The organism is Streptomyces sp. NPDC041784, from assembly GCF_055591025.1.
In genome coordinates, this window is the sequence record NZ_JBVJAB010000013.1 from 112,406 (window position 1) to 125,670 (window position 13,265).

The following is a 13,265-nucleotide window of genomic DNA, read 5'->3' on the forward strand; positions in this document are numbered from 1 at the left end:
TCCACGTGACAGCTGCGAACCGGCTCCGCGATCATCGGTCGGTGACCACAGAGCCGGACCTCCTCCTTCTCCGCATCGTCTGCCCACCGCCCGGCGAGGGCGCGCTGGAGGTTCGCCCGATCGTCAGTGGTCGGGACCTTCTGGCCGACGTGTTCCCGCAGGGCCTGGGAGTGAGCCCGCGGTATCTGTTGGACCCGGAGGGGCCGCTGCATGCCACCGCCACACCCCGCGAGGTGAAGCTCGCCGTGACCGCGTGCGTTGAGGAGTGCTGCGGTGCTCTCCACGTGACCGTCCGGCGTGACGGGGACCAGGTGGTCTGGGCGGGCTGGCGCGACCCGGCCGCTGCGGATGCCGACCTGCCGGAGCTCCGGTTCGACGTCGGCCCGTACGAGGCGGAGGTTCGCCGGGCCACGGAGGACCGCGGTTGGGAATGGCCGGCCGGAGCGGTCGCGAGGCTGCTCGAGGAAAGGCTCCGGCGGCGCGCGGACTGGCTGGCGACCTGGGAATGCGAGCTGGAAGCCGTCTGGGCTGCCCGTACGGAACCCGATCGGATCCACGTCGTCCTGATGCATCCCCGTATCCGGACCGAGGCGGGGCGGCCCTGGCTCCAGTTCGGGATGACCCTCCCGGTCTCCGACGACGACCCGGCCGATCAGGCCGAACGCCTTGAGGCACGTCTGACCTCGGGCGATCCCCGCGCCACCGCCGAGGTGTGGGGCGGCTCGGAGGAGTACGCCGACCAGCTCGGCTACGCCTGGCCGGGCTACCCGCCGCACCCGTGAGGCGGCGAAGGTGCGGGACCTCCGAGGGATCAGCCGCCGTGCGCGGGGAGGACAGGGCCGGCCCCGTTCAGCGCTGAGCGTCCTGCGCGTGCGCGGAGCGGTGCTGCAGCCGGGCGGCCAGCACCGCGACGTCGTCCTCGGCGTGCCGGGCGTCGAGGCGGGCGAGCACCGTGTCGAGGACGTCCTCGACACCCGCTGAGGCCGAGAAGCCGAGACTGGCCAGCCGGTGCAGGGACTGGTCGATGTCCTCACCGCGGCGCTCGACGAGCCCGTCGGTGAACAGCATCAGCGTCTGGGAGGGGTCCAGCCGCCAGGTCGCCGGTTCATAGCCGCTGAAGCCCGTGCCCAGCGGCGGACCGACCGGCACCGGAAGCAGGGAGGCCCGGCCCTGTCCATCGATCACGGCCGGCGGCAGGTGGCCGGCACTGGCCAGGGTGACCAGCCCACGGACGGGGTCCACGCGCGCGATGAGGCAGGTGGCCGGGCGGCGGTCCGGCTCCCGGGAGGCGATGTCGTCGAGCTGGCGCAGCACGCGGTGCGGCGGCAGGTCGGCCGAGGCTATGTACCGCAGGGACGAGCGGTAGGCCGCCATGTCGACGGCGGCCTCCAGACCATGCCCCATGACGTCGCCGACGACGAGCAGCGTACGGCCGAAGTGCAGCCTGACCGTCTCGCACCAGTCACCGCCGACCAGGGCGCGCTGGCCCACGGGCAGGTAGCGGATGGCGACGTCCAGGTTCGGGTGCGGCCGGCCCGGTTCGGCGAGCAGGGCCCGCTGAAGCTTGCCGACGATGCCGCTCACCGCGTCGTGCTCCCGGGCGTGCCGGATGTTCGAGGAGGCACGCTCGGCGAGGAACGTCACGAGTTCCGCCTCCTCGCGGGTGAACGGTGCCCCTTCCCGGGCACACACCAGCACGCCGTAGCGGTGATCGTTGAGGGCGAGCGGCACGCGGAGCGCCGGCCGGGCATCGCCGGAAGCCGGGCGCACGGCCCCGCTCTCCCTCGGGTCCGCCGGCTCCCGCGCCGCTGTCGCGGCCCACCGGACGTCGGGAAGCACCGCCGGGTTCCCGCTGACGGCCTCGTACGTCGAGCCGGCCTCGCCCCTTCCGCGCAGGACCGCCGCCGCGGCCCCCACCTGCCCGGCGACCTCCCGCGTCAGCTCCGCGCACGTGGTGTCCTCGTCCAGCGTGGTACCGACGCGGGCCGCAGCCGCGCGCAGCACGGCCAGCGGGGACGGCCCGCCGACACCCCGTGCGGGTACGCCGCCGGACCCGGTCTGCTCGACCGTCGCCGGACTTCGAAAGGACTCGAACCATCGCGCCACACCCACCACCCTAAGAGCACCACAAGGCAGCGCAGGTAACACCCACATTTCCGCATGTCGAACGTGTATTCGAAGAGACTCGCCGACGGGGCGGCGGGATACGGAGTGCGAACGAAGGGATACAGCGGCGTCCATCGGGGGCGTCGGCATCACCGCCGAGACCCTGCGGAGCGCGGTGTTCCGCTGACCCTGCCCGTGTGGGCGGCCGCGCCGCGCGCCTCGCCACGCGGGTCCCCAACTAAGGTCATCCGGTGACGAGTTGCAACACGCCCTGTTCCCATGTCCTCGACGGTCCCCGTCCGGCGACGTCGCCCAGCGACCGGCCGGAACGACTTCGCCGTTTCGGATACGTCGAACACCCCCGGGCCGACATCCGCGAACGCCTGGTTCCCCCCTTCCCCGGGCCGGCGACCCGTCCCTGGGAGCTCATGCGCCTCGACCCGGCACTGGCGTACCGCCTCGCGAAGGCGATGGACTGGCTGGGGCCGGTACTCGTCGCCGTCCTGGCCGGAGCGATCCGTTTCTGGCGCCTCGACCGGCCGCATGACCTCGTCTTCGACGAGACCTACTACGCCAAGGACGCCTGGTCCCTGCTGCGACTCGGCTACGAGGGCACCTGGCCGGACCGTAAGATCGCCGACCCGCAGATCCTCGCGCACCCTCAGATGATCCCGCTCTCCGACACCGGGGCCTTCGTCGCACACCCGCCGACGGGCAAGTGGGTGATCGCCCTCGGCGAGTGGACGTTCGGACTCAGCCCGTTCGGCTGGCGCTTCATGACGGCGGTCCTGGGCACCTTGTCGGTGCTGATGCTGTGCCGAATAGGACGCCGCCTGTTCCGTTCGACGGTGCTGGGCTGCCTGGCCGGCGCGCTGATGGCGGTGGACGGTCTGCACGTGGTGATGAGCCGTACCGCGCTCCTCGACCTCGTCGTCATGTTCTTCGTACTGGCGGCCTTCGGCTGCCTGCTGATCGACCGGGACCGCGCACGAGCCCGGCTCGCGGCGGCCCTGCCGGTCGGCGAGGACGGCCGTGCGCGCCCGGACGAGCACACCGGCGACCATGCCGGAACCGGATCGCGTCTATGGCGGCTCGCGGCCGGCCTCTTCCTGGGACTGGCGGCTTCCAGCAAGTGGAGCGGCCTGTACTTCCTCGCCTTCTTCGTGATCCTCACCCTGATGTGGGACGTCGGCGCTCGCCGCGTGGCGGGGGCGCGCCACCCCTACCGGGCGATGCTGCGCAAGGACCTCGGCGGGTCGGTGCTGTCCGTCGTTCCGGTCGCCGTCGTGACGTATCTGGCGACATGGACCGGCTGGTTCCTGTCCGACAACGGCTACGGACGCCACTGGGCGGACGGCCGCGGCGGCACCTGGTCGTGGATACCGGCTCCGCTGCGCAGCCTGTGGCACTACGAGTACGGGGTGTACCAGTTCAACGTCGGGCTGCACACTCCCCACAAGTACGAGTCCAACCCCTGGAGCTGGCTGGTCCTCGGCCGCCCCGTGCTGTTCCACTACCAGTCCCCGAAGCCCGGCGAGGACGGCTGCCGGACGACGGCCGACTGCTCACAGGCGATCCTCGCACTCGGCACGCCGCTCCTGTGGTGGTCGGCATGCTGCGCACTCGTGTATCTGCTCTACCGCTGGGCGCTGCGCCGCGACTGGCGCGCCGGAGCCGTCCTGTGTGCGGTGGGTGCCGGCTATCTGCCCTGGTTCCTGTACCAGGACCGTACGATCTTCTCCTTCTACGCGGTCGTCTTCGTCCCGTATCTGAGCCTGGCCGTGACGATGATGCTGGGAGCGGTGCTGGGCCCGCCCGGGGCGGCCGAGAAACGCCGCGTACGGGGTGCGGTGGCGGCAGGCACGCTGGTGCTGCTCATCGCGTGGAACTTCATCTACTTCTTCCCGATCTACACGGGGCAGACCATCCCGTACGCCGACTGGAACGCCAGAATGTGGCTCGACACGTGGGTCTGAGCCCGGCCGAGCTACAGATGGATACGGCTGCCCCGGCGGCCGTCCGTCTCAGATCGGGAAGCGGGCATGCCCCACGGCCTGGGCGGTCACCCAGCGGGTGTCGGTGAACGCCTCGGCGCCCGCCTGACCGCCGAAGCGGCCGTAGCCGGAGCTCTTGACCCCGCCGAACGGAGCCTGCGGTTCGTCCGATGGACTGGTCGTTGACGTGGACGATGCCGGTGCGCAGCCGTCCCGCCACCTCCAGTCCCTGGCCAGGTTCTCGGTGATGATGCCGGCGGTCAGCCCGTACGGGGTGTCGTTGGCGAGGGCCACGGCCTCGTCGGTGCTGTCGACCGTGTGGACCACTGTCGCCGGGCCGAAGATCTCGTCGTAGTAGATCCTCATCTCCTTGGTGACCCCGGTGAGGACGACGGGGCGGATCAGTGTGCCCGGTTTCTCGATCTCGCCCGTGCCGGCGGCCAGTTCGGCGCCCTGGGCGACGGCGTCCGCGACGAGTGCCGCGATCCGGCGGGCGGCGGCCGGGTTCACGACCGGGCCGACCGCGGTGCCGGGGTCGCCCGGGTCGCCGTACGGCAGGGCCCGGACGCGGTCGGCGAACTTCGCCGTGAACTCCTGGGCCACGGCGCGGTGGACGATCACCCGGTCCACGCACATGCAGATCTGCCCCGCGTTCATGAAGGAGCCGAAGACCGCGGCGTCCACCGCGTAGTCGACGTCCGCGTCGTCCAGGACCAGCAGGGCGTTCTTGCCGCCGAGTTCGAGGACCGCCGGCTTGAGGTGCCGGGCGGCTGGACGCCGATGGTGCGGCCGATCTCCGTGGAGCCGGTGAAGTTGACCATCCGTACGCGAGGATCGGCGATCAGCGCCGAGACGACCTCGGCGGCGTCGGCGGGGTCGTTGGTGACGACATTGAGGACACCGGGCGGCAGGCCGGCCTCGTGCAGTACGTCGGAGACGAGCAGGCCGCAGGCGATGGGCGCGTCCTCACTGGGCTTCATCACCACGGTGTTGCCCATCGCGATCGGCATCGCCACCGCGCGGACGCCGAGGATGACCGGCGCGTTCCACGGCGAGATCGCGGCGATCACCCCCTTGGGCACCCTGACCTGCGTGGAGAGGACGCCGTCGGCGTTGGTCGCGAGGGTCTGGCCGGTGGGCCGGGTGACCTCGGCGGCGGCCTCCAGCAGGATGTCGGCGGCCAGATGGGCGTTGAAGCCGGCCCAGGGCGCGACACCGCCGACCTCCTCGGCCATCAACGTCACGATGTCCTCGGCTTGCCTCGTTCCACGGCCGGACCGTCGGCACCGCAGCGATGATGGGGCCATGGCGTTGTCGACGGAGTTCACGGAGTTGTCGGGCGTGCGGCACCCGATCGTGCTGGCGCCGATGGGCGGTTCGGCCGGGGGCGCGCTGGCCGCGGCCGTGTCCCGGGCCGGCGGCCTCGGGCTGCTGGGCGGTGGGTACGGGGACCGGGCGTGGCTGGAGCGCGAGCTGACGATCGTCGCGGAGGGCACGGACCGACCGTGGGGTGTCGGCTTTCTGACCTGGGCGATCGATGCCGACGCGGTGGAGCAGGCCCTGGAGTTCCAGCCCGCGGCGGTGATGCTGTCCTTCGGCGACCCGGGCCCGTTCGTCGATCGGATCCGCCGGTCGGACGCGGTTCTGATCGTCCAGGTAACCGATCTGGAGGAGGCCAGGCGGGCCGTGGACGTGGGCGCCGATGTCATCGTGGCGCAGGGGACCGAGAGCGGTGGCCACGGCGCCCGGCACGGGCGGTCCACGTTGCCGTTCGTGCCGCTCGTGGTGGATCTCGCGGCGCCGGTGCCGGTGCTGGCGGCCGGCGGGATCGCCGATGGGCGCGGTGTGGCCGCGGCACTGGCGCTGGGTGCTGCCGGAGCGCTCATCGGCACCCGCTTCCAGGCCACCGTCGAGGCACTGGTCGACCCTTCGGTCAGCAAGGCGATCATCGAAGGGCGCGGGCAGGACACCGAGCGCAACGGCGTGTTGGACATCGCCCGCGGCGCGGGCTGGGCGACGCGGAAGTACACCGCCCGTACCCTCAGCCACCCCTACCTCGACCGATGGCGCGGCCGGGAGGCCGAGCTGGCCGCCGACCCCCGGGCCCGCCAGGACTACCGGGACGACGTGGCGCGAGGGGCGATTCCGCCCCTGCCGGTCTGGGCGGGCGAGGCCGCCGACCTCATCACCGATCTGCCGTCCGCGGCCGACCTCGTCACCACCCTGGCCACCCAGGCCGAGGACGCACTGACCTGGGCGGGAAGGCGCCGCCCGAACAACCGGCCGCATTAGGGGTCGTGCTTCGGTGCCTCGCTGTCGTGGGGATGTTCCTCATTCCGTGCGCCGGACCGCGTTGACCAGGACGGCGAGACCTCCGACGATCCGTCCCGTGTCGGCCCGTCGTTGCACGAGGTCGACCCGGTGGCGGTGCCCGGGTTCCCAGCCCTCCGGAAGTTCGACCTTGAGGCCGACCACGAGCGGTGAGAGCGGGCCGGCGCCGAGCGTCACGGGCTCGTCTCGCAGGTCGAGCGGCCCGGCCGAGCGGCGGACCACCGCGAGGGGAAGCCGGGCGTCGGAGCGCCGTACGTGGACGAGTTGCTCCCCGTCGGGTCGGTTGGGCAGGGCGATCGGGACGATGACGGACTCGCCGGGGACCAGGTCGACCACGGCGACGTTCTTCTGCGCGAGGTTCCCGGCCTCCCAGACGTGGCTGCCGGCCGCGGGGTCGTCGAAGCGGCTCAGCACCGCGGCCACCACGCACGTGGGCGATCCGGGCGGTGGCACCGACGCCCGGGGCCAGCGCGCCGTGACGACGCGCGTCTCGCCCGGTGCCAGGTGGAACTCGGCCTTCACCGCCGTGGCCTCGAAGAAGTCGGCCGGGAAGACGAAGTCGGTCCCGGCCGATCCGGTCGCCCGGAACGTCACGACGAAATGCGCCGCCGCACCGGCGTCGGCCCGGTTGCGCACGCGCGCATGGAACCAGTTGTCCTGGCCGTACTCCGGATTCTGATGGATCGTGCCGCCGTCGTCGCACGTGCGGACCCAGAGATCGGGCGAGTCCCAGAACGCGCCTGCCCAGGTGTCCGCCCCGGGATCGGCGACGTCGTCGCGCAGCCACAGGGCGGGAGCCGGGAGGGGGTCGGGCAGGCCGTAGACGAACCGGTGGAAGGCGTGCACCACCCGGACGTCGCCGCTGCGGGCGACCAGATGCTCCTCCAGCCGCTCGGTGGACAGCGGCAACCCGCCCGCCTGGGACTCGTACAGGGAGCGCATGTGCCGGTTGAGCGGCCCGGCGCCCATCATCGCGGCCAGTCCCTTGAAGAGGGCCCTGCCGGCGACGTACGAGGTCGTCGGTGTGTCGCGCTGCCAGGGGTCCCGGGAGCAGAGGGTGACGGGCGGCTCGGCGAAATCGAGAGGTACGGCGTCGTCCGCTCCGTCGTCGTGGAACGTGGTGAAGGCCTCGTCCCACCAGCCGTCGGCCTGGCGGGCGGGCTTGAGGCCGCGGGCGAACCAGCTGTGGAACATCTCGTGCGCGAGGGCGTCGTCCGACGTCGTCGTGCCCCCTTCGTACTCCATGCCCCCGGCCCCCGTGAAGTACGCGACGTACCGGTCGTCATGGAGGTAGCCGCCGTAGGCGTTCTCGTTGTCGACGAGAAGGCCACGGATCGCGCCGATCCGGCCCGCGAGGTCGGCGGCCGAGCCGGCCGGCCGCCACGCCTCGATGGTGACCGTCCGGCCGGACACGGGCAGCGTCGCGGTGCCGGTCGCCCGCTCGACCGTGTCGGCCGCCCGGACCTCCAGCAGCGGGGAGACCGAGGTGAACCGGGCCGGGAACGCCACCGCCCAGTGGTGAGCGGCGAGTTCCGTGACCGAGCCGTTGGTGATCACCGAGTGGGGGACGGCCGTGTGGCGGAGCTGGATGTCCAGATCGACGGAGTACTGGTCGAACTGAAGGTTGGCCGGCAGCCAGGCCTCCAGGTAACGGGCGCGGTTCAGGTCGGACAGCCCGAACGCGAAGGTCAGGCGGGGACCCGGCGCCCACTCGAGTCTGGGCAGGTAGGAGCCGCCGAGCTGGCTGTCCGGAAGCGCCGGCTGGTACCGCACGCGCAGCGTGTGCGCCGACCCCGCGGTCTGAGGGGATTCGACGACGCGCAGATCGGTGAAGGGCCCGATGCCGAAAGCATGGTGGGCCAGCTTGTCCGCCGGGAACGGCGCACCGTCCAGCCACGCCTGGGACACCGGCTGGCGCAGGTCGAAGAAGGGGTTCCCGGACGTCGGCCCCACGGTGTAGGTGAGGGTCGCGTCCGCCGTGGCCGCACCGGACGCACCGTCGAAGACGAGCGACGCCGTCAGGGAGCTGATGTCGACAGGGACGGCGAGCAGTCCGTCGACCGTCTTCGGCGGTGGCGCCACCTCCCAGTTGCCGGTCATGGTCGTCCTCCGGTCAGTCGGGGTGCCCGAACTCGATGTCCAGGCTGACCTTCTTCACCGTGACGTTCGCGATGTCGGCCTCGTCCACGCCGAGGCGCGCGAGCAGGCCGTGGACGGCGTCACCGTTGCGGGCGCCCAGTGCGCGCACTGCGCCCTCCGGGTTCGTGCCCAGGGCCGGATCGACGGAGTAGCGCATCCCGCCGATCTCCATTCCGTCGGCCAGCAGACCGACCTCGATCGCCTGGTCGCCGGCCTGTCGCAGCTCATCGGCGGTGAACGGCTCGCCCGGCACCAGCCGCAGCTTCAGCCTGCGCTTCGCCCCCGCCTCCAGCCGGAATCCGTTCGCCGCGTCACCGAGGTCGAGCGCCCACCCCTTCTCCGCGAGGACGCCGGGCAGGGTGACCCTGAGGTTCATGAGCGCGGGCCGGGGCAGGTTGTTGCCGGCGACGAAGACCGCGTCGGCCATCGCCGCGATCAGTGCCTCGGGCCCCGCGCCGCCGGGCACGAGGGTGACGTTGCGCTGGCCGATGTTGTTGTCGCCCGGCACCAGCCGCCACTCCTCGATCGACTCCGCACCGGTGAGGTGCGCCACGTTGCTCGGGTCGCCCGCCGTGGTGGCGATCATCAGCGCGCAGTCGTGTCCGTGGGCGTTCTCGTCGGGTGTCCATTCGAAGGGACCGACGACGGCCTCCGCCGTGTCGTTCGCGGGGATACCGGGCACGGTGAGCCCCGCCGCCGGTGACATGGCCGTGAAGTCGCCCGGCCAGGTGAGCCCCGCTCCGGGCAGACAGTGGTAGCCCTGGACGGTCACGGTCCCCGATGGCGAGGTACCACGGTTCTTGACCTTCACGTAGAAGAAATTCTTCGCGCCCACGACGGCGTTCTGGTGTCCCGGCAGGCCGTCGGGCGCGTTCCGGTTCCACATCGACGGATTGGCCCAGTGCACCGGCTCGAACTGGTACTCACCGGCACGCCCGTCGTCGATGTACACGTCGACGGCCGGTGGCCGGCCGCCGTACGATCCCTGCTTCTCGAACGCCCAGCGGATCACCTTGTTGTAGGCACCGCCGGACAGGCCCTCGGACAGCCAGTTCTCCAGGTCCGCCTTCTGCAGCTGCTCGCACCACACGTCGGCGGTGCCGGGGTTGGTGGCGGGGGTGAGCTGTCCGATGGCCCGAAGGATCAGGTACGTCGCGGCGCGGGAGGCGAACAGCCGCCTTCCCAGGTCCGCGTGGTCGCCGCCGATCGAGCGGTAGATCCGGAAGTGGCAGGTGGCCAGGATCTGTTCGCTCTGGTACCGCTTGTCGTCCTCCGGCCCGCCCCACAGCCAGGTGCGGTCGAAGCGCCGCGGCGTCCCGGGCCGGAACGGCGCGTAGTGGAACCGCTCCGTCGTTCCCCGCAACGCGGACTCGGGGTCCATCTGGAGCGCGGCCAGGCCGTCGCCGGCGCTGTGTGCGAAGCCGAACGTGCCTTTGCCCGCATGGTCTCCGAGCGTTCCGTGACCACCCATCTCGTGCCAGTGCACCCACGGGTCGACCGCTCGGCCCAGGGGCTTGGCGGTGTTCGTGAGGTCGCACAGGGAGTAGCACTGGTGGCCCGTGCCGCCGGAGCCGTTGGGCGCCCAGTGCGCGTTGATCTCGTCCACGCCCGTGCCGCGGTGGTCGACCGGGATGGGGAAGTCCGTCCCGTCGAAGTAGCTGCCTATCGGGAAGCCCAGATCGGCGATCCTTCGGAACAGCTGGGTCTGGTGGTAGTAGGCGTTCACGGCCGCGAAGTCATTGGTTCTCGGCGCGAAGTCGAAGTCCGCCCCCGACGGGCGGCTGGGAGGGGCCACGTCCGGTGCCTCGACGTCCTGGATCTCCACGAACGCGCCCCGCAGGTTCTGCGTCCCCGCGGCCGGCGCGTCCAGGTCGTTGAGCACCTCGCTGGAGTCGTGGTTCTGCAGGACGGTGTCACCGTCGTCGGAGGTGACGCTCAGGTTGCCGCTGCCCACCTGGGGGTCGACACGGAAGACCAGGCCGCTGACGAAGCAGGTCTGGCACTCGATGTAGAGGACCGATCCGGTCTCCACCTCGGCGAGGAGGAGCCAGACCAGGTCGCCGTACTCCGGCAGGTCGTGCCGGACGATCATCTCGGCGCACAGATAGGTGCGTCCGGGCTCGATCGACTCGTCGACCGGGGGGATGTCCGGGAACGGCGGTGTGATGCTCTCCGTGGCCACCGCCTCAGGGGACTCCGCCTCGCCGTCCGGGCGGGGAAGGACGTCGCGGGCGGGCTCGGGCCCGCCGTCGAAGCGCAGCTCCGGCTGGTAGCGGTAGGCGACGAACCGTCCGTTCATCAGGCCGGTCACGGCGGGCTTGCCGTTCCGCCTCGCGGGGGCCTGTCCGGTGAGGCCGAGCGTGCGCCGGACGGCCTCTGTCGCTTCCGCGACCTTGGCCGCGGCCTCTGCCGGGACCTCGGCCCCGCCGTTCTCGCGGTGCGAGACGCGGCCCAGGAATCCGGCGCCGTCCTGGAACAGAGTGCGGTAGAAGTCGATCCGTTCCTGGCTGGGCAGCTCGCCCTCCAGGCCGGGTTCCGTGTTGTTCGTGACGCCGACGATCCGGTTCGGTCCCTGTTTCACCTCGACCGAGATCCCCCGGCGGAAGACCGGCACGTCGAAGTAGGTCTGGGCAAAGGCGACGGTCGTCGCGTCGAAGAGTCTCTTGTCGTCCTCGAACCGGTAGTCGATGCCCTTCTCCTCGGGGGCCATGGCCTCGGCCCTCACCCGCAGACTGCCGAGGCGCGGCCGCTCCAGCCCGAGCACCTCGGCACTTTCCCTGAGGTAGGCGCCGGCCGCTTCGACGGGGTCGTTCTCGTCGCTGACCGGAAGTTCCTGGCTGTATCGGATGTGCGTGACGGTGGCGCCGTCCTTGGTGATGTGGCCCTTGACCGAGCCGTCATAGAAGGTGGACATCACAATCTCCCCGTCCAGCAGGCCTGGTGTCCGTCTCGGGGTCTCTCCGGCGCCGCCTGGGACCACGGCTGATACACCGTCAGGATGAGGAGTGCGCGCGGCACCAAGACGTGCCTGCACGATGATGAGGCCACCGGCTCCGCCAGGAGAATGCGGGCAACGCGGGCAACACGGGCATTCGGGCTTCGATTTCGAGACTACGCCGCGCATTTCCCGCTGTCGACCTGCGGAGTTGTTGCCTGATTGACCACTCGTCGCAGGGTGCGGGGAGACTCCTCCGGTGAGCCGACGGCAAGCCGGACCTCGGCTGTCACATCCCGCCGGGAGCCGTCCCCACCAGAGCCGACAGTTGCGGGGAGTACGTGGCGTGCAGGACGAGCGCAGCGCTGCCCACCACCGCCGCGTCCGTACCGAGCGGGGACGCCTCGACGTCGACGACCCGGATGTGACGGGACAGGGGGCGGCTCGCCAGCGCGGCGGCCACGACGTCGACGTAGCGGGACTCGACGTGCTGGATGCCGTGCCCGCCGAGGACGATCAGGTCCACGTCGATGAAGTTCGCGATGTCGACCGCGACCGAGGCGACGTGCTCGGCGGTCTCGTCGATGACCGCCGCCGCGACCGGGTCGCCGGCCGCCGCGGCCTCCCGGATGGCGGCATGGTCGACCGCCTCGGGATCCCGGGCGAACGTCCGCGCCAGCGCACTGTCCGGGTGCGGTCCGGCGGCGAGTCTGCGGTGCACCTCGGCGACGATCGCGGTGGGGTTGACGAGCCGCTCCAGGCACCCCCGGTTGCCGCAGTAGCACTCCGGGCCGTCGGGCAGCACCGAGGAGTGCCCGAACTCGCCCGCGTTGAGTGAACCGCCCCTGTACACCTGGTGGTTGAGGATGAGGCCGCCGCCGACGCCGGTACCGAAGAAGAAGTAGGCGAAGTCCGCCACTCCCCTGCCGGCGCCCGACCAGCGCTCGCCGACCGCGGCGGCGGTGGCGTCGTTGTCGTGGGTCACCGGCAGCCCGGTCGCCTCGCTCAGCATGTGCTGCACCGGTACCCGCGTCCAGTGGGAGAGCTGGGGCGCGCCGATGATCATGCCCCGCTCGACGTCGATGGGCCCGGGAGTGGCGAGGCCCAGCCCGAGGACCTTGTCGCGGTCGACGCCCGTCTCGGCCAGCACGTCGGCGACGAGTTCGGCCATGGCCTTCACGACCTGGGCCGGGTCGGAGCCGGGATCCATGGGGCGCTTCTTGACGACCAGCGGCCGCCCGAGCAGGTCGACGACGGTGCAGCTCAGCTCCACGGGGTCGAAGTGCAGGCCGACGGCGCTGCCCGCGTCGGCGTTGAGCCGCAGGGTGGTGCGGGGCTTGCCGCCGCCGGACCCCCTGCTCGCGCCGTCCTCCCGCACGATGCCCTCGTCGATCAGACGGCGCACGATGCCGGAGACCGTCTGCGGGGTGAGACCGGTGTGCTGGGCGATCTCGACGCGGCTGATGCCGTCGGCGAGCTGAATCTGGTCGAGGACGACGGCCCGGTTGTATCGCCCGACCTTCGGAAGGTTCGTTCCTGCCTGCCGCACGTACGGTCCTCTCTCGTTACCCCCCGCCAACATATCCTTCGCGGCCCATTGACTTAGTAAAACAAATGGATTTAGTGTCCGGTCCCGCAGACGAAACATCCCGGACACGACGGCACAGGGCAGTGCCATCGGAGGCAAGTTGATGTCCATGCAATGCCGCAGGCCCGAGGACTCGGGAACGCCTCGACGCGTTCCCGGCGGTGGGGAGCAC

At 71.3% G+C, this 13,265-nt stretch carries 7 protein-coding genes and 1 pseudogene; 3 read left to right on the plus strand and 5 right to left on the minus strand.

What is annotated here, in order from left to right; genetic code table 11:
- Positions 1-41: 41 nt before the first annotated feature.
- Positions 42-782: a hypothetical protein gene (locus ACZ6D7_RS26990; RefSeq protein ID WP_469495773.1), complete on the plus strand. Its 741-nt coding sequence runs from the start codon at positions 42-44 to the stop codon at positions 780-782.
- Between the two features lie 67 nt (positions 783-849).
- Here the strand turns inward: ACZ6D7_RS26990 and ACZ6D7_RS26995 are convergent, their stop codons facing one another.
- Complete coding sequence (locus tag ACZ6D7_RS26995; RefSeq protein ID WP_469495776.1) at positions 850-2,106, minus strand: PP2C family protein-serine/threonine phosphatase; 1,257 nt, start codon at positions 2,104-2,106, stop codon at positions 850-852.
- A 251-nt stretch (positions 2,107-2,357) separates the two neighbouring features.
- On the opposite strand from ACZ6D7_RS26995, the gene ACZ6D7_RS27000 reads away from it, so the two are divergent.
- Positions 2,358-4,082, plus strand: coding sequence for a dolichyl-phosphate-mannose--protein mannosyltransferase (locus ACZ6D7_RS27000; protein WP_469495779.1), 1,725 nt, complete (start codon positions 2,358-2,360; stop codon positions 4,080-4,082).
- Positions 4,083-4,130: 48 nt separating this feature from the next.
- On the opposite strand, the pseudogene ACZ6D7_RS27005 reads toward ACZ6D7_RS27000, so the two are convergent.
- A pseudogene (locus ACZ6D7_RS27005) lies at positions 4,131-5,407 on the minus strand (aldehyde dehydrogenase family protein).
- Here ACZ6D7_RS27005 and ACZ6D7_RS27010 point away from each other — a divergent pair.
- The gene (locus ACZ6D7_RS27010) at positions 5,406-6,392 is read left to right on the plus strand and encodes an NAD(P)H-dependent flavin oxidoreductase (RefSeq protein ID WP_469495782.1); all 987 of its coding nucleotides are present in this window, start codon (positions 5,406-5,408) and stop codon (positions 6,390-6,392) included. The pseudogene ACZ6D7_RS27005 and the gene ACZ6D7_RS27010 overlap by 2 nt on opposite strands.
- A gap of 39 nt (positions 6,393-6,431) precedes the next feature.
- On the opposite strand, the gene ACZ6D7_RS27015 is transcribed toward ACZ6D7_RS27010, so the two are convergent.
- The 3 genes from ACZ6D7_RS27015 to ACZ6D7_RS27025 all read right to left on the minus strand — a co-directional run bounded on the left by ACZ6D7_RS27015 (position 6,432) and on the right by ACZ6D7_RS27025 (position 13,054).
- The gene (locus ACZ6D7_RS27015) at positions 6,432-8,531 is read right to left on the minus strand and encodes a hypothetical protein (RefSeq protein ID WP_469495784.1); all 2,100 of its coding nucleotides are present in this window, start codon (positions 8,529-8,531) and stop codon (positions 6,432-6,434) included.
- A gap of 13 nt (positions 8,532-8,544) precedes the next feature.
- Positions 8,545-11,484 (minus strand): hypothetical protein, encoded by a 2,940-nt coding sequence (locus ACZ6D7_RS27020; protein WP_469495787.1) that lies wholly within the window; start codon positions 11,482-11,484, stop codon positions 8,545-8,547.
- A 310-nt stretch (positions 11,485-11,794) separates the two neighbouring features.
- Positions 11,795-13,054 carry an ROK family transcriptional regulator gene (locus ACZ6D7_RS27025; protein WP_469495789.1) on the minus strand — a complete coding sequence of 420 codons (1,260 nt, stop codon included), beginning with the start codon at positions 13,052-13,054 and terminating at the stop codon, positions 11,795-11,797.
- Between the last annotated feature and the right edge of the window lie 211 nt (positions 13,055-13,265).

What these genes read in the sequence shown, in the direction of transcription:
- ACZ6D7_RS27010 (WP_469495782.1), top strand. Translation starts at nt 5,406, where the DNA reads ATGGCGTTGTCGACGGAGTTCACGGAGTTGTCGGGCGTGCGGCACCCG.
- ACZ6D7_RS27015 (WP_469495784.1), bottom strand. Translation starts at nt 8,531, where the DNA reads ATGACCGGCAACTGGGAGGTGGCGCCACCGCCGAAGACGGTCGACGGA.
- ACZ6D7_RS27020 (WP_469495787.1), bottom strand. Translation starts at nt 11,484, where the DNA reads ATGTCCACCTTCTATGACGGCTCGGTCAAGGGCCACATCACCAAGGAC.